The following is a 16942-nucleotide window of genomic DNA, read 5'->3' on the forward strand; positions in this document are numbered from 1 at the left end:
CACGCATTGCTACCGTGGCCGTGTGGAATGGAAACGACTGCTTGGCGGCTGCCGTGAGGCGGTGCGCACGATCGATCTGCCGTTGCTGGTTGCGTTGTTGATCCTGATGGGCGTCGGCCTGGCGGTGCTGCACAGCGTGTCCGGCCCCGTGGCCGGGCAGGCGGCGCGCTTTGCCGGTGGCCTGGTGGCGATGTGGCTGCTGTCGCGTGTTTCGCTGCTGCGCCTGCGGGCGTGGACACCAGCGTTGTATGCGTTGTCGATGCTGCCGCTGATGGCGGTCTACGTGGTCGGCACCGGCAAATACGGGCAGCGCTGGCTCAACCTCGGCGTGTTCTACCTGCAACCGTCCGAACTGCTCAAGCTCAGCCTGCCGCTGATGATGGCCTGGTACCTGCATCGCCAACCGCTGCCGCCGTCGCCACGCACGGTACTGACGGCTGCGGTGCTGATCGGCATGCCTGCAGTACTGATCCTGATGCAGCCCAACCTCGGTACCGCAACGCTGGTCACCGCCAGCGGCGTGTTCGCCTTGTTGCTGGCGGGCCTGCACTGGGGATGGGTGGCGACCGGGGCAACAGGGCTTGCGGTGGCCGCACCCCTGGCATGGTTCGGTCTGTTGCGTCAGTACCAGAAGGATCGCGTGCTGACCTTCCTCGATCCGGCGGCAGACCCGCTCGGCACCGGTTGGAACATCCTGCAGTCACGCATCGCGATCGGCTCCGGTGGCTGGGACGGGCGCGGCTGGGGGCAGGGCACCCAGGCCACGCTGGACTTCCTGCCTGAGTACACCACGGACTTCGCGTTCTCGGTGCTGGCCGAAGAGTTCGGCTGGATCGGCGTGGCCACCGTGTTTGCGCTGTACCTGTTCGTGGTCGGCCGCTGCCTGTGGATCGCGGTGCACGCCCGCGACACGCACGCAAGGTTGCTGGCCGGCAGCCTGGGCTTGGCGTTCTTCGTGTACGTACTGGTGAACGGCGGGATGATTTCCGGCCTGCTGCCGGTGGTGGGCATTCCGATGCCGTTGATCAGTTATGGCGGTACCTCGGCGGTGTCGCTGCTGGCGGGTATCGGGCTGGTGATGGCGGTGCGCGGGCACCGACCCGTGCACGGGGGATAGGGTTTCCAGCCAACGGCGCAGCCCCTCGTGGATGACCGCGCAAAGCAGTTCATGGGTGGGGCCGGGTAGATGGGCCGCGCAGGGGACGCTGCAAGTACATCCATGTAAGCTCGGTCGCCGCATCCATGCGGCTCACGCCCCTGCGCAGCCCATCTACCCGGCCACGGACAGGTTCCGTGCGCGTCTCCCCCGGAGAAGAAAAAGAAGATCAAAAGCAAAGGCGGCCTGGCGGGTCGCTTCATTGCCTTGTGTAGAGCCGATCCATGCTCGGGTCACGAGCAAGCGCAGCGTCGCGATCTTTTGATCTTCTTTTTCTTCTCCGTGGGTGGCAGACCTCCGAAATCTGTCAGAGGCCGGTCGGGTTGGGTACGCGGGGGTGTCAGCCGCATGGATGCGGCTGCCAAGCCTCCAGGGACGGATTCACGGCGTCCCCCGCGTACCCAACCCGACCGGCCCACCCGCGGCTTCTCCTTTCCGCGACCACCCAGACACCACCCACGAGGGGCTGCGCCGATGGCTGGAAACTTCCTGACTCTGCGCAACGCCAGTTATGGAAGCGTTCTCACAACGCTGCACGACAGCACACCCGCTGACCAAAGTCCGCAAAAAACGTTAGCTGGTTCACACTTTTACGCCGCGTTGATCTTGATCAATGGACTTGTCGTAATCGGCCTGCACAATGGCGGCCCGTTCGGCACGGCGCGCCGTCAATCGATGCAGCGCGAGGGGGCGTCGGGCGGGAGCAGTACTGATCCAACGGGTACAGGGAGCGCGGGGAACTGTCACTGGGGAGCGGCAGCCGCGCAGGTACCGACCGGATCCGGTCGCCGGTTGCGTCTGCGGGGATGGGGACGCAACCGGCCACCTCTATCTGAATGGGGAAGCCCGATCACGACGTCTTCACATTTCCCGCTGAACGGGGGCAAATCGTTGTGATTCATGGTGTTAGGGGTTTTAATTCATCCATGACCTGCTAACCTGCGACGATGATTCGACGCACTCTGGCCTGCATGCTCACCCTCGGCCTGGTCGCCTGCGCGACCCAGCCGAAGTCCCCACCGTCTTCGCCGCAGGCCAGCAGCACGCCGCGCCAGCCGTCCGCCAAGGCCCATGGTCCGGCCGAGGCCGCGCCTGAAGCCGCTGCCGCCACCGCACCGCCGGTCGATCTCACCCCGGTGCCGTTCGAGGTTGCACGGGCCCGCTTCATTGCCGATACCGCCAAGCGCTATGGCCTGAGGCCGGAGCAGATCAGCAGCGTGCTCGACCAGGCGCAGGTGCGCCAGCCGATCATCGCCGCCATGTCGCGTCCGGCCGAACGGGTCAAACCGTGGAACGAGTACCGGCCGATGTTCATCAGCAAGGCACGCATCGATGGCGGCCGCGCGTTCCTGGCCCAGCATCGTGCCGAACTGGATCGCGTGCAGCAGCGCACCGGCGTGCCGGCCGAGGTGATCGTGGCGATCATCGGCGTGGAAACCAGCTACGGAAAGAATGCGGGCAATCATCGCGTGCTCGATGCGCTGTACACGCTGGCGTTCTACTACCCGCGCAGTGGCGACCCGGCCAAGCTGGAGCGCGAAGTGCGCCGCGAGCTGTTCTTCCGCGATGAGCTGGCCAAGCTGTTCGAGCTGGGCCGTGAGGAAAAGCTGGACATCACCACGCTCAAGGGCAGCTATGCCGGTGCGATGGGCATGGGCCAGTTCATGCCGTCCAGCTATCTCGATTACGCCGTGGACGGTAATGGCGATGGCCGTCGCGACCTGTTCACCAGCTACGACGATGTGTTCTCGTCCATCGCCAATTATTTCGTGAAGAAGGGCGGCTGGGTCCGTGGTGGCCAGGTGGCCGTACCGGCCACGCTGGCGCCGGGTCGCGAGGAGTTCAACCCGACCGAATGGATGCCGACCTGGTCGCTGGCCGACCTGGCCCAGCGCGGCTACCAGCCCAGCGCTGCGGTGCAGCCGGGCGCCACCGCAACGCCGATCACGCTTGAGGGCAGCACCGGCAAGCAGTACTGGCTGGGCTTCCAGAACTACTACGCGATCACCCGCTACAACCTCTCGAAGATGTACGCGATGGCCGTGTTCCAGTTGTCGCAGGCCATCGCCGGACAGGAGCTGCCCCCGGCATGAACATCAGATGGCTGGTCCCGAGCTTGATCGTCCTCGCGCTGGCTGCCTGCAGCAGTGCGCCGAAGAAGCCGGCCACGGCCGGCCACGGTGGCAAGCCCAGCGGCACGGTGGTGCAGGGTCGGGGCTCGCGCCCGGCGCATTGCCCGGAAGGCTCGCCCTATGCCGCGGCCAAGGAAGACCCGAACACGCGCGGCAACTACACCGCCGGGGGGCTGTACAAGCCAGGCGTGCGCGACAGCACCCCGGACTACATTCCCAACGTCGCCTGCATTCCCGAGCCGGAAGTGACCGCCGAAGAGCGTTCGGCCATCGGCAACAAGTCGCCGTACGTGGTGCTGGGCAAGTCGTACAAGGTGCTCGACGACACCCGCAATTATGTCGAGCGCGGTACCGCGTCGTACTACGGCGCCAAGTTCCACGGCCGCCTGACCTCCAACCGCGAGGTCTACGACATGTACCAGTTCACCGCCGCGCACAAGACGCTGCCGCTGCCCAGCTTCGCCCGTGTGACCAATCTGGACAACGGCGAGTCGGTGATCGTGCGCGTCAACGACCGTGGCCCGTTCCATGATGGCCGTGTGGTCGACCTCAGTTATGCCGCCGCAGTGCGGCTGGGCATCACCCAGCGCGGTACCGGCAATGTGGAGGTGCGCGCGTTGCAGCCGGGCGAGGGCAACCTGCTGGCGCAGAAGCCGTCGCGCCGCGAGCGCCGTGCCGCCGAAACGGCTGTCGCGGCGGCCAGTACGCGCCCGGTAACGGCTGCGCGTGCCACCGCCGACAGCGACATCGATCGCCTGGTCAAGCGCCTTCCGGCCGACGCCACGCCTGCGCGTGGCCAGCCGGCCACCACACAGGGCGTGGCCAGCGCGGTGCCGGACGTGGCGGTCAGCAGCCTGCCGCCGAGCGCACCGCCGGTGCGCAGCCCCACAATGGCGCCGGTTGCAGTCGCCAGCGCCGCGCCGCGCACGGTCGCGCCGGCCGCAGTGCGTACGGTGCCCGCCACCGCAGCAGCCCCCAGCCTGTCGCAGCAGGTGGTCGGCGCGGTGATGGTGCAGGTCGCCAGCTTCTCCAGCCGCGACAATGCCAACCGCGCGATGGGCCAGCTCAACGCGGCCGGCATTGTCGGCGCGACCATCAGCGACATCGCCGCCGGTGGCCGCACCCTGTTCCGGCTGCGCGTTCCCGCCAGCGACCATGCCAGTGCCGCGGAACTTGTCGGCCGCATCGCCGGTCTGGGCCTGGGTTCGCCGCAGATCGTCAAGGATTGACCCGCCTGGGCTGGTGCTGCCGGCCCAGGCTCGCCCGGCCTTACAATGGCCGCTTCGTTCCACCCTCCATTCCTGGCCGTCCCCTGGAGCCTGCTGTCCAATGAATTTCCGTTCCGCCGCCACCGCCCTGGCCGCCACCCTGGTGGTGGGCCTGGCTTCCGCCCAGACGCCGCTGCCGACCCCGGCCACGCCTGCGCCTGCCGCCGCCGCCCCGGCCACCGTTGCCACCCCCCCGGCGCCGGTGCCGAGCGTATCCAAGGCCTGGGTGCTGATGGACTACGCCACCGGCCAGGTGCTGGCTGGCGAAAACATCCACGAGCAGCTGGCCCCGGCCAGCATCACCAAGGTGATGACGTCCTACGTGGTTGCCGCCGAGGTCAAGAACGGCAAGGTCCGTGCGGATGACCAGGTGATGATGAGCGAGCGCGCCTGGCGCGAAGGCGGCGCCGGCACCGATGGCAGCTACAGCGGCTTCCCGGTCAACCAGACCGCACGCCTGGAAGACATGGAAAAGGGCATGGCGATCCAGTCCGGCAATGACGCCGCGATCGCCCTGGCCGAGCATGTGGCCGGCAGCGAAGAAGCCTTCGCGTCGCTGATGAACAGCTACGCCGCCAAGATCGGCATGAAGAACTCGCACTTCGTCAACGCCCACGGCCTGACCGCCGAAGGCCACCACAGCACCGCCTATGACCTGGCACTGCTGGGCCGCGCGATGGTGCGTGATTACCCGGAAACCTACGCGTACAACAAGATCAAGGAATTCCAGGTCGGCAACATCAAGCAGCCGAACCGCAACCTGCTGCTGTGGCGAGATGGCAGCGTCGACGGCATCAAGACCGGCCACACCTCCGAAGCCGGTTACTGCCTGATGAGTTCGGCGCAGCGCGGCGACCAGCGCCTGATCGCCGTGGTATTGGGTGGTGCGTCGGAAAAGCAGCGCGCTGATGACAGCCTGGCCCTGCTGAACTGGGGTTTCCGCTTCTTCGAGACCCACCGCCTGTACGAGCCGGGCAAGCCCGTGGCCGAGCACAAGGTCTGGAAGGGCACCGCCGACAAGGTGCAGCTGGGCGTGGCGCAGCCGATGCTGGTCAGCGTGCCGCGCGGCCGCTACAACGACCTGAAGCCGAGCATCGACGTGCCCAAGACCCTGGAGGCACCGTTCACTGCCGGTCAGCAGATCGGCACCGTGAAGGTCACGCTGGACGGCAAGGTCGTCGCCGAAGCGCCGCTGGTCGCTGTGGCTGCCGTCGAACAGGCCGGCTTCTTCAAGCGCCTGTGGGACAGCTTCTGGATGTGGTGGGAATCGGAATGATCCACGCCCCGGCGTGGTGAATGAAAAGGCCGGCGTATGCCGGCCTTTTCGTTTCGGGATGTCGGATGCGGATAGGGGGAGTGCCGGCCGCTGGCCGGCTCCCCATGAATCCATCCGGAAATGCGAGAGCCGGCCAGCGGCCGGCACTACCGGCAGCGCCTCACTTGCAGCGAGCGATGCAGTAACCGGTGTGCCGACCAACGGTCGGCACCTACCCGCTTCACCCTCAGCCCCTCGCCTACAGCGAGCGGCTGATGGTGAAGCTGCCGAACACCGGCGATTGGCGCTGGCCGTTGAATTCGCGCGTGCTGTGGTAGCGCGCGGCAGCGAACTTCCAGCGGCCGTACATCACCGCCACGCCGTACCCGCCGTAGGCCACCACATGGCGCTTGTCCACGCTGTGGCTGTTGCGGAAGGTGTTGCCATCCAGCGTGATGTCGCGGATCACCCAGGCAGCGTCGGAGGTCGCGAACAGGTGCCAGGACCACCCGCTTGGGCGGCCGCCGCGGGTCGGCGCCGTGTTCTCACCTGCCGGGCGCAACGGCGTGCTGCCGAAGTCATCCGGCAGCTTCCAGCCGAAGCGCACTTCACCGCCCAAATTGGCCTTGGTTTCCAGGTTGCCGATCGACCCGCCGTAGTGGCTGATCGCGTCCCAACCCCAACCGTCGGCATTGACGCTGGCATCGCCCGGCCAGCGGCGCATGCGCTCATGGGTCAGCATGAACAGTGGTTCGTTGTGCAGCTGGTTGTCCCAACCCTTGAATTTCTCGTCGCCCAACACTTCATGCACGGCATTCTGCACCTGCTTGCCCTGCGCCCACGGGCCGACCACGCCCAGTGTCAGCTGGGTGGTCTGCAGGCGGTCGCCGCTGCGCGCATTGAAACCGAAGTTTGCGATCAGCACGCCGGCGTAAGGGCGGTCGTCCTCGATCAGGTCCCTGCGGCTGAAATCGGTTGGGGTGAAAATCCCCTGGCCGATGCTGAAGATCATGTTCTGCTGTTCGAACCTGCCCGGATGCAGCCCTTCCAGGTACCGGTTCACCCAGCGCGCCATGCGCGGCAGGCAGGGGTCGTCGGTGTAATCGACCAGATTGGGGGAGACCAGGGTCAACAGCGCACCGTTGGTATAGCCCTGATCCTGGTGGCGGCCGCCGAACAGGTCGTTGTCGACGCGGAAATTGACCTGCGGCGGATGGTCGCGCATCGCGTCCGGGCCACATTGTTCGGCCGCCTGGGCGGCAAGCGGGAGGGCAGCAGCCAGCAGGCCGTACAGGCCGAGGGCCGCAAGGCGGCGGTGGGAAGGGGGACTCATTGGGAGGGCTTTGTTCTGTCTGTCGTTGTATGCCGCGACACGGTACTCGCGGGGACGTGACGGAACGAGCGCGTTCGAATCACTTGTCTGTTCCGAAAACGACATTGTCTCGTGAGGACAATCCTGAACCCTCCTGTAGCGGGCTTCGGGGCAATGACCAATGCTGAACGTCTGTTCAGCTGCAACGCAGCGACTCACCAGTGCGCCGTTTGGCGTTGATGAATACTCTTGGGTTTGTTGCCCTGCGGCCCGATAATGGCTCCATGGAAATCAAGTCCGACAACCCCGACCACGGCTTCCAGTTCCCCGGCCAGTTCGAGCTCAGCGCCATGGGCCCGGCCAACCGCGGCCTGGAACATGAGCTCCCCCGCCTGCTGCTGGCTGCCGGCATCGATGTGGTCAACGAACGCATCAGCTGGAAGCACTCCTCCAACGGCAAGTACGTGTCCGTCCGCATCGTGTTCAAGGCCGAAAGCCGCGAGCAGTACGACCTGGCGCACCAGGCGCTGCGCGACCACCCGGAAGTGAAGTGGACGCTGTAGCCGACAGCTGCCCGGCCGAAGCCGCCCCGGAACACCGCGCGCCGCGTCCGGCGGTGGTCCGTGACCTCGGCCGCCAGGCCTACGAGCCGGTATGGCGCGCCATGCAGCGCTTCACCGACCAGCGCAGCGACAACGATGCCGACGAGCTGTGGGTGGTCGAGCACGACCCGGTGTTCACCCTGGGCCAGGCCGGCAAGGACGAGCACGTGCTGGCACCGGGTGAGATCCCGGTGCTGCACGTGGACCGAGGTGGCCAGGTGACCTACCACGGTCCCGGCCAGATCGTGGTCTATCCGCTGCTGCGCCTGCCGCGGCTGGGGATCGGGGTCCGCGACTACGTGTGCCGCATCGAGCAGGCCCTCATCGATACGCTGGCCGAGTGGAACATCGGTGCCGAACGCCGCGAGGGCGCCCCGGGCGTCTACGTCGGTGGTGCCAAGATCGCTGCGCTCGGCATCCGTGTGCGGCGCGGCTGCACCTTCCATGGGCTGGCCTTCAACGTGGCCATGGACCTGGAACCCTTCCACCGCATCAATCCCTGTGGCTATCAGGGGTTGCAGGTGACCTCGGTAGTAGACTTGGGCGGGCCCTCCGGCATGGAGGCCGTCAAGCCGGTACTGCTGGAGCACCTGGCCCGCCAGTTCGGCCTGCTGCTCCAGCCCACGCACGAACTGCCCGATCTTTCTGCGGCCGCCTGACCGCTCCCGGAACTGCCATGACTGAAACCACCGCCCGTTCCATTCCCCTGCAGATCGTGCAGGGCGACTCCCCATCCGCCGCGCCGTTGCAGGCCGGGGTCAAGCAGCTGGGCGGTGACAAGATCAACCGCTCGCCGGTGCAGTTCGCCGACGCGCCGGTGCTGCGCAAGCCGTCATGGATCCGCGTGCGCATTCCCTCGGGAAATGCCGTGCAGAACCTGAAGGCCAAGCTGCGCGAAAACCGCCTGGTGACCGTATGCGAGGAAGCCAGCTGCCCGAACATCCACGAATGCTTCGGCCATGGCACCGCCACCTTCATGATCCTCGGCGAGGTCTGCACCCGCCGCTGCTCGTTCTGCGACGTGGCCCATGGCCGCCCGAAGCCGCCGGATGCCAACGAACCGGCCAGCCTCGGCCAGACCGTGGCCGACATGGGCCTGAAGTACGTGGTGGTGACCAGCGTCGACCGCGATGACCTGCGTGACGGCGGTGCCCAGCACTTCGTCGACTGCATCACCGCCATCCGCGAAAAGTCGCCGGGTACCCGCATCGAAGTGCTGACGCCGGACTTCCGTGGCAAGGGCCGCATGGAGCGCGCGCTGGAGATCCTGGCGCAGAACCCGCCGGATGTGTTCAACCACAACATCGAAACCGTACCGGACCTGTACCGCAATGTGCGCCCGGGTGCGGACTACCAGTGGTCGCTGAACCTGCTGAAGAACTTCAAGGCGCAGCACCCGGGCGTGCCGACCAAGAGCGGCATCATGCTGGGTCTGGGCGAAGACTTCGAACAGATCAAGGCCACCATGCGCGACCTGCGCGCGCACGATGTGGACATGATCACCATCGGCCAGTACCTGCAGCCGACCGCGCATCACCACCCGGTACTGAAGTACTGGACTCCCGAGGACTACAAGGCGCTGGAGGACTACGGCTACGAGCTGGGATTCAGCCACGTGGCCTCCGGCCCGATGGTGCGCTCGTCGTACCACGCCGACGTCCAGGCCAAGGGCGCCGGCATTTCCTGACACCCTGCCGGTGGGTGGGAGCTACTTCTCCTGTGGGTGCGGACCCTTGGTCCGCACACCTCTGCCTGCCGTGGAGCCGAGCCCATGCTCGGCTGCTTGCTGCCGGCCAGCCGAGCATGGGCTCGGCTCTACATGCATTCACAATTTGCTACACCGGCCCGGCTAGGCTGGTTTTCCACCGAGCGCGGCCGGGTGACAAACCCGGCAACTTTCGGCACTGTCGTGGTGTCTTAACACCCCGCAGTCTCCCCCTTGGCAAGGCGCCTTCGAGCACGTCAATGAAATTCAAAGCCCCCGCATTCCTGATGGCCCTGGCGCTGGTGGCGCCGCTGGCGCTGGCGGCCAAGGCCGACTCGCCGGCATTGCCCGCTGCGGTAACCGCCGATCAGGTGACCACCTCCAAGCTGGTGTACGGCCTGCTGTCCGACAGCCGTTATGCCTACCGCCCGCGCGCGCTGGACGAGGCCACGTCCAAGGACGTGTTCAAGCGCTACCTGGAGACGCTTGACGGCGGCAAGCAGTACTTCACCCAGGCCGACGTGGCGCGCTTTGCGCCGTTCGAAGCCAACATTTCCTCCGCCATTCGCGGCGGCGAGCTGGAGCCGGCATTCCAGGTGTTTGCGGTCTACAAGCAGCGCGTCGGCGAGCGCGTGGCCTACGCGCGCAAGCTGCTCAAGCAGGAACCGGACTTCACCACCGACGAGCGCTTCGAGTACGACCGCAAGAAGGTGCCGTGGGCCGCCAGCAGCGCCGAGCTGGATGAGCTGTGGCGCAAGTCGGTGAAGAATGACTGGCTGCGCCTTAAGCTGGCCGGCAAGAAGCCCGATGACATCCGCAAGACGCTGGACAAGCGCTATGCCACGCTTGAAAAGTCGGTCAACGAGCTGAAGGGCGAGGATGTCTTCCAGTTCTTCATGAACGCCTACACCAGCGCTGTCGATCCGCACACCGACTACTTCACCCCGCGCACCGCCGAGAACTTCAACCAGGCGATGTCGCTTTCGCTGGAAGGCATCGGTGCGCAGCTGCAGCGGCAGGACGACATGGTGGTGATCCGCGAGATCATCGCCGGTGGCCCGGCTGCAGTGGATGGCACGCTGAAGCCGGGTGACCGCATCGTCGGCGTCGGCCAGGGCAAGTCCGGCCTGGTCGAGGACGTGATCGGCTGGCGCATCGACGACGTCGTGGCCAAGATCCGCGGTGCCAAGGATACCCAGGTGAAGCTGGAATTCATTCCGGCCGCCGAGGGTGCCGACGGCAAGCACCACACCCTGGTGCTGACCCGCCAGAAGGTGCGCCTGGCCGAACAGGCCGCGAAGGGAGAGACCATGACCATCCCGGCCGCCAATGGCGAGCCGGCACGCAGGATCGGCGTGATCAAGCTGCCGACCTTCTACCAGGACTTCGAAGGCCGTCGCCGCAATGCGGCCGACTACGCCTCGGCCACCCGCGACGTGGCCAAGCTGCTGGCCGGCTTCAAGAACGACAAGCTGGACGGCGTGGTGCTGGACCTGCGCAACAACGGCGGCGGTTCGCTGGATGAAGCCATCGAACTGACCGGCCTGTTCATCGAGCAGGGCCCGGTGGTGCAGGTGCGCGAGTCTGGTGGCCGCGTCACCGTCAACAGCGACCGCAACCAGGGCGTGGCGTGGGATGGCCCGCTGGCGGTGCTGATCAACCGCGGTTCGGCCTCGGCCTCGGAAATTTTTGCTGGTGCCATCCAGGACTACGGTCGTGGCCTGGTGATCGGTGAAACCAGCTTCGGCAAGGGCACCGTTCAGAACATCGTCGACCTCGACCGTTGGCCGAGCGGCGAGACCCAGCGCTTTGGCCAGGTCAAGCTGACCATCGCCCAGTTCTTCCGCATCAGCGGCAGCAGCACCCAGCACAAGGGCGTGGTGCCCGACCTGGCCTTCCCGGCCAGTGTCGACGCCACCGAGTTCGGCGAGAGCACCTACGACAACGCCCTGCCGTGGACCCGCATCGCCGCCGTGCCGCACACCCAATACGGCAACTTCGCGCCGCTGCTGCCGAAGCTGGAAACCCGCCACGACGCACGCATCGCCACCGACAAGGAGTTCCAGTGGTGGAACGAGGACGTGGAACAGTTCCGCACCGAGGCGGCCAAGAAGTACATCTCGCTCAACGAGGCCACGCGCCGCGCCGAGCGTGAGCGCCAGGATGCCCAGCGCAAGGAACGCCAGCTGCAGCGCAAGGAGCTGGGCCTGGCGCTGGACCCGCTGGCCGATGACAGCAGCGATGACGGCCTGACGGGCAACGAGCGCGACATCGTCAAGGACGCCGCGCGCGAGAAGGCGGCCGAGAAGCGCCCGGACCCGCTGCTGCGCGAGTCGGCGTCCATCCTGGCCGATGCGGTGAACCTGCTGGCCAACGACCGCCCGCTGTCGGCACAGGTGCTGCCGCAGTCGACCGGCGCCGGTCGCTGGGCGGACTGAGCCGGACACGGTATGTGATACCCGAGGGCCGGCATTGCCGGCCTTCTGCTTTTTTCGTGCATGAACCGGCTGCAAACGGGGCCGCCTGACGCGGGTGCTTTCGACCTGCCGCACACAGCTGGGGGGCTACCCTTGCCGGTACCGTCCTCGCAGGAGCACCCATGCGGTCCTCCCTCGTTTCCAGTGCTGTTGTGGCGCTTGGCAGCGCCCTGATCCTGTCGGCCTGTGGTGGCCGTGCCGCAGACAGCACGCTGCTGCGCGAATCCTTCGATTCCGGCGACACGTTCTCGCGTACCGTCGATGGCCGCCCCGGCGATGCCTGTGAAGCGGCGCGGCGCACCCTGCTCAGCCAGGGGTACGCCATCGCCCGTGCCGATGACGCACAGGTGGAAGGCAACAAGAACTTCCAGCCGCGCGAAGACGACCATGAGCAGCTGGTGCTGCGCATCTCCTGTGCGCCCCGGGGCGATCAGGCGTTGGTGTTCGTAAGCGCCGTGCAGGACCGTTATGCGTTGAAGAAGAGCCCGACGTCCGCCAGTGTCGGCGTCGGTGCACTGGGCTCGGTATCACTGCCGTTCGGCAGCAATGACGATTCGCTGGTGAAAGTGGCGAGCAGCACGGTTACCGACGCCGATTTCTATCGCCGTTTCTTCCAGCGCCTGCAGCAGTACCTGCCACAGGCTGCGGGCACGCCACCGCCGCCACCACCCGCAGCAGTTCCTGAGCCCGCGCCGGTCCGCACGGACCAAGGGTGAACGTGTACGGCTGGCTGATGGGCGCGGCCCTGTTGCTCGCGCCTGTGATGGGCGTGGCGGCCACAGCCGGCGACTGCGCCCAGGGGCTGCTGCTGCGGCTGGGCTGGCGCTTCGACGAGGCCGCGCTGAAGGAGCCGCAGGTGCATGGTGGCGCGGTGTGCACCCGTGCGTCGCTGGCCGAGGCGCAGGCAGCAGGCGATCTGCACGTGCGCTGGCCGGCGCACATGTCCGCTGCTGCACGCCAAGCGCTGCTGCAGCAGTTGCTGGACGATCCGGCCACGATCTGCGCCTATGCGTTCCAGCTGGGGGCGGCCACGCAACGCGCCGCCTCGGCCTTGCAGGCCAACACCCGCTTCCGCTTCTTCGGCCTGCAGATGGGCTGGATCGGTTTCGGCCTGCAGGGCCCGCGCGCTCAAGGCTGGCAGCGTACGCACAGTCTTGGCCGCGGTTTCGTTCCCAGCGCGGGCAACAGCAAGGCGCTGCAGGCGTTCTACAACGGTGCCGTGCGTGCCGAATGCGGTGTCGGCCGCCAGGTCGCGCAGCTGGCCACCCAGCGCGAGCTGTATGGCGATGCTGCCTTCGATACCGAGTTCTCTGCGGATGAGCTGTCGATCGGCACCTTTCTCGCCCTGCATGGGACCGACAGCATCCTGCTTGGCGCGCATGCCGGCGATTTCTTCGCCGATGGCAAGGCAGTGCGTACCTCGGCGATGGGGCGCCAGGCGTTCGTCGGTGTGCCTGGTTTCATCGAGCATGCATACGACAAGGCCACGCTGGACGACCTGAGCAACCAGGCCGAGAACTTCGTGGTGGTCGACGTGGGCGAGGACGCTGCGCGGGCGCTGGCCACGCATGGCGGCCTGGCCTGGTACGACCAGCGCAACGTCGAACTATGGAAACTCGCGCAGGACATCCCGCGCACCGGCCAGCGCTACTTCGAACGCCTGCTGTTCGAGCGCGACCCTGAGGTGCGCGCGGCGCTTGCGCCGCGCTACCACGCCACGCTGGCACGCATGGACCGCCTGCTGGACGATCCGTTCTACCAGCAGTTCGTGATCTATGTGCATCCGCGCGGTATACGTCCCATCGGCTACCACATCGCCCGCCTGCTCGACCGCAACCCGCGAACCCCCTTTTCGATCGACCTGGCGGTGCACAATCTGCATACCACGCTCTACCGGCGTTGGCGCGAGGCGCAGCTGCGCCACTGCGCGGCTACCGGCAGGCCAGGCAGCCTGACCCTAGACCCCAACTGAAGGTGAAACAATGGATATTGCAATGATCGGCCTCGGCCGCATGGGCGCCAACATGGCCCAGCGCCTGCATCGCGGCGGCCACCGCGTGGTCGGCTACGACCCGGGCGAAGGCGCCCGCCAGCGCGCCGCCGAGGCCGGCCTGGAGGTGGTTGATTCGCTGGCCGCCGCGGTGGCCGCGCTGCCGGTGCCGCGCGTGGTGTGGCTGATGGTACCGGCCGGCGAAACCGTCGACCAGACGCTGGGCCAGCTGACCCCGCACCTGGCCGAGGGTGACATCGTCATCGACGGCGGCAACTCCAACTACCAGGACTCGATCCGCCGCGCCAAGGCGCTGGCCGAGGACGGCCTGGGCTACGTCGACTGCGGCACCAGCGGAGGCGTGTGGGGCCTGCAGGAAGGCTACAGCCTGATGGTCGGTGGCGAAGCGCCGGTGGTGGAGCAGATCGCGCCGCTGCTGCGTACGCTGGCACCGGCCGAGGACCGCGGCTGGGCGCGTGTCGGCCCATCCGGCGCTGGCCACTTCACCAAGATGGTGCACAACGGTATCGAGTACGGAATGATGCAGGCTTACGCCGAAGGCTTCGCGCTGATGGAGCGCAAGCAGGAGATGGAGCTGGACCTTGCCCAGGTGGCCGAAGTCTGGCGGCACGGCAGCGTGGTGCGTTCGTGGCTGCTGGACCTGAGTACCGAAGCACTCAAGCGCAATCCGTCGCTGGATGGCATCGCGCCGTATGTGGAGGATTCCGGTGAAGGCCGCTGGACCGTCGCCGAAGCCATCGCGCTGGACGTGCCGGCCCCGGTGATCACCTTGTCGCTGCTGGAACGCCTGCGTTCGCGCGAATCCAACTCGTTCACCGACCGCCTGCTGTCGGCGATGCGCAACGAGTTCGGTGGGCACGCCATCAAGAAGTCGTAAGCAATCGGGGTCGGACCCCTTTCCGCAGGAAAGGGCGCTGACCCCCATGGCGCCAGGGGCAGTCGAGCATGGCTCGACTCTGCAAAAGCATTTTCCGATTGTTTGCACGTCATCCACGCATGGCGTGGATCTACTGGCAGATCGCGGGAAAGTGCCGAAGGCCAGGTGGGGGCGGTTGCGGGGGTGTCTGCGGCATGGATGCCGCGGCCAAGCCTCCAGGGACGGATTTACGGCGTCCCCCGCAACCCGACCCACCCCGCCATCCCACGTATAGCCGGCTTTTGCTGTTGAGGTTGCCGGCCAGCGGCCGGCACTACCGCTTCTGCGGGTGCAGGGCGCAGCCCTGCCGATCACCCCAACGCGATTCGCCGCCCTTCGCGCGCACTGTCCATGCCGGCCTGCAGCAGCCGCATCAACTGCAATGCCTGCACCGGGCTGACCGTGGCTTCTCCGTCGCCGTGCATCGCCGCGGCGAACTGCGCATACAGCCGCCGGTAGTCGCCAGGCAGGTTGTCCACCGTCGTGCGCTGCACGTTGTCTTCGGCATCGCAGCGCACCAGCTCACCATGCCGCGGATCGATACCCCAGCCTGGCGCACCGGGTGCCACACCGCGGCGCAGCTGCGCCTCCTGCACGTCCAGGCCGTGCTTGATCCAGCTTGCCTTGCTGCCATGCACGCTGAAGTGCGGGGTCTGTGCCGCGACCAATGAACCGGAATGGAGGATCGCGCGATGCCGCGGGTAGTGCAGCACGGCGTGGAAGTAATCGATGCCGCTGCCGCCTTGGCGCAGCACGGCAAGATCCGCATCGATCGCCTCGGGCCAGCCGAACAGCACCAGCATCTGGTCCAGCAGATGCGGACCCAGGTCGTACCACAGGCCACTACCGGGCCCGTCCTGCTCGCGCCAGCGATCGCGCACCTGCGGCCGGTAACGGTCGAAATGCGCATGGCACTCGGCCACGTCGCCCAGTGCGCCTTCGGCCAGCAGCGCCTGCAGGGTGAGGAAATCCGCATCGAAGCGCCGGTTCTGGAACACGGTGGCGATGCGGCCGGCGCTGCGTGCCGCAGCCAGTACCGCTTCGGCTTCAGCGACATCCAGCGCAAACGGCTTGTCGACCAGCACGTGCTTGCCCGCGGCCAGCGCCGCGATTGCAAGCGGCCCGTGCTGCGCGTTCGGTGTGGCAATCACCACCGCGTCCACGGCCGGATCGTCGAACACGTCCTGCGGCATCGCACGCACGTGCACGTCGCTGAACGCACGCAGCAATGTGTCGCGCTGCGAACTGACGATGCTGTGCAGCGCCAACCCGGGTGTGTGCTGGATCAGCGGCGCATGGAAGACGCGGCCGGCGAGGCCGTAGCCGATCAGGGCCAGTTGCAGGTCGGGGCGCATGGCAGAGCTCCGGCTGTGGGAAGGGCAGGGTATACGACGGGTGGTGGCAGGCCAAACTGAACCGTTGCCCCAGGAAACAGTCCGATTCACGGCGGCATGACCGCAGCGCCACGCCTGCTCTACGGCGGCTTGTCCAGACTGGCAGCACATCCCGAAGGAGTACGACACGATGAGCAATACCTCCCGCACACTGATTGCTTCTGCCTTGACGCTGGGCCTGGCGCTGTCCTCCTCGGCTGCATTTGCCAAGGATCCCGCTGCCAAGAGCCCGCCGACCAGCAGCCATCCGGCCACGCATGCTGATCGCCATGACTCCAATGAGCCTGTGACCGATACCTGGATCACCACCAAGGTGAAGGCCGACCTGCTGGCCAGCAGCAACGTTCCGGGCACGGAGATCAAGGTGGAAACCGTGAACGGCGTTGTCAGCCTGAGCGGCGCGGTGGCCTCCCAGGCCGAGAAGGACAAGGCGGTTGCCACTGCCAAGGGCATCAAGGGCGTGACCCGCGTCGATGCCGCTGCACTGAAGGTCAGCACTGCTGCCAAGCGCTGACCTGGCGGAGTGGGCGCCCCGGTATGGGGCGCCCACTCCCGCGTGACGCCGAGCCGTGCTCGGCTGCCGTTGGGTTCCAGCCGACCGTGGGCTCGGCCGTACAGCGCCCAAGTACCAGCCGTTCAGCCAGCGGCGCTGGAAACTCCAGAGTTTTGACCCGCCTGCGCTATATTGCCGGTTCCGCCGCACTGGGGCCGGGT

The 16942-nt window shown here is 66.8% G+C and carries 14 protein-coding genes; 12 read left to right on the plus strand and 2 right to left on the minus strand.

The genetic code is table 11. From position 1 onward, the window contains the following. The first annotated feature begins 22 nt into the window (after positions 1–22). The 4 genes from rodA to AC5P65_RS02670 all read left to right on the plus strand — a co-directional run bounded on the left by rodA (position 23) and on the right by AC5P65_RS02670 (position 5832). The gene (rodA, locus tag AC5P65_RS02655) at positions 23–1117 is read left to right on the plus strand and encodes a rod shape-determining protein RodA (RefSeq protein ID WP_031270823.1); all 1095 of its coding nucleotides are present in this window, start codon (positions 23–25) and stop codon (positions 1115–1117) included. A gap of 986 nt (positions 1118–2103) precedes the next feature. Further along, positions 2104–3249 carry a lytic murein transglycosylase B gene (gene mltB / locus AC5P65_RS02660; RefSeq protein ID WP_021203736.1) on the plus strand — a complete coding sequence of 382 codons (1146 nt, stop codon included), beginning with the start codon at positions 2104–2106 and terminating at the stop codon, positions 3247–3249. After that, the gene (locus tag AC5P65_RS02665; protein ID WP_019660679.1) at positions 3246–4517 is read left to right on the plus strand and encodes a septal ring lytic transglycosylase RlpA family protein; all 1272 of its coding nucleotides are present in this window, start codon (positions 3246–3248) and stop codon (positions 4515–4517) included. The genes mltB and AC5P65_RS02665 overlap by 4 nt, the downstream gene beginning before the upstream one ends. 100 nt (positions 4518–4617) lie before the next feature. Beyond that, positions 4618–5832, plus strand: coding sequence for a D-alanyl-D-alanine carboxypeptidase family protein (locus AC5P65_RS02670; RefSeq protein WP_021203735.1), 1215 nt, complete (start codon positions 4618–4620; stop codon positions 5830–5832). Between the two features lie 238 nt (positions 5833–6070). On the opposite strand, the gene AC5P65_RS02675 is transcribed toward AC5P65_RS02670, so the two are convergent. Next, positions 6071–7144 (minus strand): lipid A deacylase LpxR family protein, encoded by a 1074-nt coding sequence (locus tag AC5P65_RS02675; protein ID WP_021203734.1) that lies wholly within the window; start codon positions 7142–7144, stop codon positions 6071–6073. A 263-nt stretch (positions 7145–7407) separates the two neighbouring features. Here AC5P65_RS02675 and AC5P65_RS02680 point away from each other — a divergent pair, with 263 nt between their 5' ends. The 7 genes from AC5P65_RS02680 (at position 7408) to gnd (ending at position 14795) form a co-directional block, all read left to right on the plus strand. After that, positions 7408–7686 carry a YbeD family protein gene (locus tag AC5P65_RS02680; protein ID WP_005411067.1) on the plus strand — a complete coding sequence of 93 codons (279 nt, stop codon included), beginning with the start codon at positions 7408–7410 and terminating at the stop codon, positions 7684–7686. Then, positions 7674–8384 (plus strand): lipoyl(octanoyl) transferase LipB, encoded by a 711-nt coding sequence (gene lipB, locus AC5P65_RS02685; RefSeq protein WP_019660675.1) that lies wholly within the window; start codon positions 7674–7676, stop codon positions 8382–8384. The genes AC5P65_RS02680 and lipB overlap by 13 nt, the downstream gene beginning before the upstream one ends. 17 nt (positions 8385–8401) lie before the next feature. Next, the gene (gene lipA / locus AC5P65_RS02690) at positions 8402–9412 is read left to right on the plus strand and encodes a lipoyl synthase (RefSeq protein ID WP_019660674.1); all 1011 of its coding nucleotides are present in this window, start codon (positions 8402–8404) and stop codon (positions 9410–9412) included. A gap of 278 nt (positions 9413–9690) precedes the next feature. Then, positions 9691–11868: a carboxy terminal-processing peptidase gene (locus AC5P65_RS02695; protein WP_019660673.1), complete on the plus strand. Its 2178-nt coding sequence runs from the start codon at positions 9691–9693 to the stop codon at positions 11866–11868. A 161-nt stretch (positions 11869–12029) separates the two neighbouring features. Continuing rightward, complete coding sequence (locus AC5P65_RS02700; RefSeq protein WP_019660672.1) at positions 12030–12623, plus strand: DUF2242 domain-containing protein; 594 nt, start codon at positions 12030–12032, stop codon at positions 12621–12623. Between the two features lie 17 nt (positions 12624–12640). Next, positions 12641–13879, plus strand: a complete 1239-nt coding sequence (locus AC5P65_RS02705) for a hypothetical protein (protein ID WP_188249753.1) — start codon at positions 12641–12643, stop codon at positions 13877–13879. A gap of 10 nt (positions 13880–13889) precedes the next feature. Beyond that, the gene (gene gnd / locus AC5P65_RS02710; RefSeq protein ID WP_111098686.1) at positions 13890–14795 is read left to right on the plus strand and encodes a phosphogluconate dehydrogenase (NAD(+)-dependent, decarboxylating); all 906 of its coding nucleotides are present in this window, start codon (positions 13890–13892) and stop codon (positions 14793–14795) included. A 350-nt stretch (positions 14796–15145) separates the two neighbouring features. Here gnd and AC5P65_RS02715 read toward each other — a convergent pair whose 3' ends face one another. Further along, positions 15146–16189, minus strand: a complete 1044-nt coding sequence (locus AC5P65_RS02715) for an oxidoreductase (protein ID WP_111098687.1) — start codon at positions 16187–16189, stop codon at positions 15146–15148. 169 nt (positions 16190–16358) lie between these two features. Here AC5P65_RS02715 and AC5P65_RS02720 point away from each other — a divergent pair, with 169 nt between their 5' ends. Next, a complete protein-coding gene (locus AC5P65_RS02720; RefSeq protein ID WP_019660668.1) occupies positions 16359–16742 on the plus strand; it encodes a BON domain-containing protein in 384 nt (127 codons plus the stop codon). The last annotated feature ends 200 nt before the right edge of the window (positions 16743–16942 follow it).

It is taken from the genome of Stenotrophomonas sp. YJH_SMC_48-3, from assembly GCF_059369375.1.

Excerpts from the sequence above, each read along its gene's own strand:
- mltB (WP_021203736.1), top strand. The coding sequence starts at position 2,104 with ATGATTCGACGCACTCTGGCCTGCATGCTCACCCTCGGCCTGGTCGCC.
- AC5P65_RS02665 (WP_019660679.1), top strand. The coding sequence starts at position 3,246 with ATGAACATCAGATGGCTGGTCCCGAGCTTGATCGTCCTCGCGCTGGCT.
- AC5P65_RS02670 (WP_021203735.1), top strand. The coding sequence starts at position 4,618 with ATGAATTTCCGTTCCGCCGCCACCGCCCTGGCCGCCACCCTGGTGGTG.
- AC5P65_RS02675 (WP_021203734.1), bottom strand. The coding sequence starts at position 7,144 with ATGAGTCCCCCTTCCCACCGCCGCCTTGCGGCCCTCGGCCTGTACGGC.
- AC5P65_RS02680 (WP_005411067.1), top strand. The coding sequence starts at position 7,408 with ATGGAAATCAAGTCCGACAACCCCGACCACGGCTTCCAGTTCCCCGGC.
- lipA (WP_019660674.1), top strand. The coding sequence starts at position 8,402 with ATGACTGAAACCACCGCCCGTTCCATTCCCCTGCAGATCGTGCAGGGC.
- AC5P65_RS02695 (WP_019660673.1), top strand. The coding sequence starts at position 9,691 with ATGAAATTCAAAGCCCCCGCATTCCTGATGGCCCTGGCGCTGGTGGCG.
- AC5P65_RS02700 (WP_019660672.1), top strand. The coding sequence starts at position 12,030 with ATGCGGTCCTCCCTCGTTTCCAGTGCTGTTGTGGCGCTTGGCAGCGCC.
- AC5P65_RS02705 (WP_188249753.1), top strand. The coding sequence starts at position 12,641 with ATGGGCGCGGCCCTGTTGCTCGCGCCTGTGATGGGCGTGGCGGCCACA.
- gnd (WP_111098686.1), top strand. The coding sequence starts at position 13,890 with ATGGATATTGCAATGATCGGCCTCGGCCGCATGGGCGCCAACATGGCC.
- AC5P65_RS02715 (WP_111098687.1), bottom strand. The coding sequence starts at position 16,189 with ATGCGCCCCGACCTGCAACTGGCCCTGATCGGCTACGGCCTCGCCGGC.
- AC5P65_RS02720 (WP_019660668.1), top strand. The coding sequence starts at position 16,359 with ATGAGCAATACCTCCCGCACACTGATTGCTTCTGCCTTGACGCTGGGC.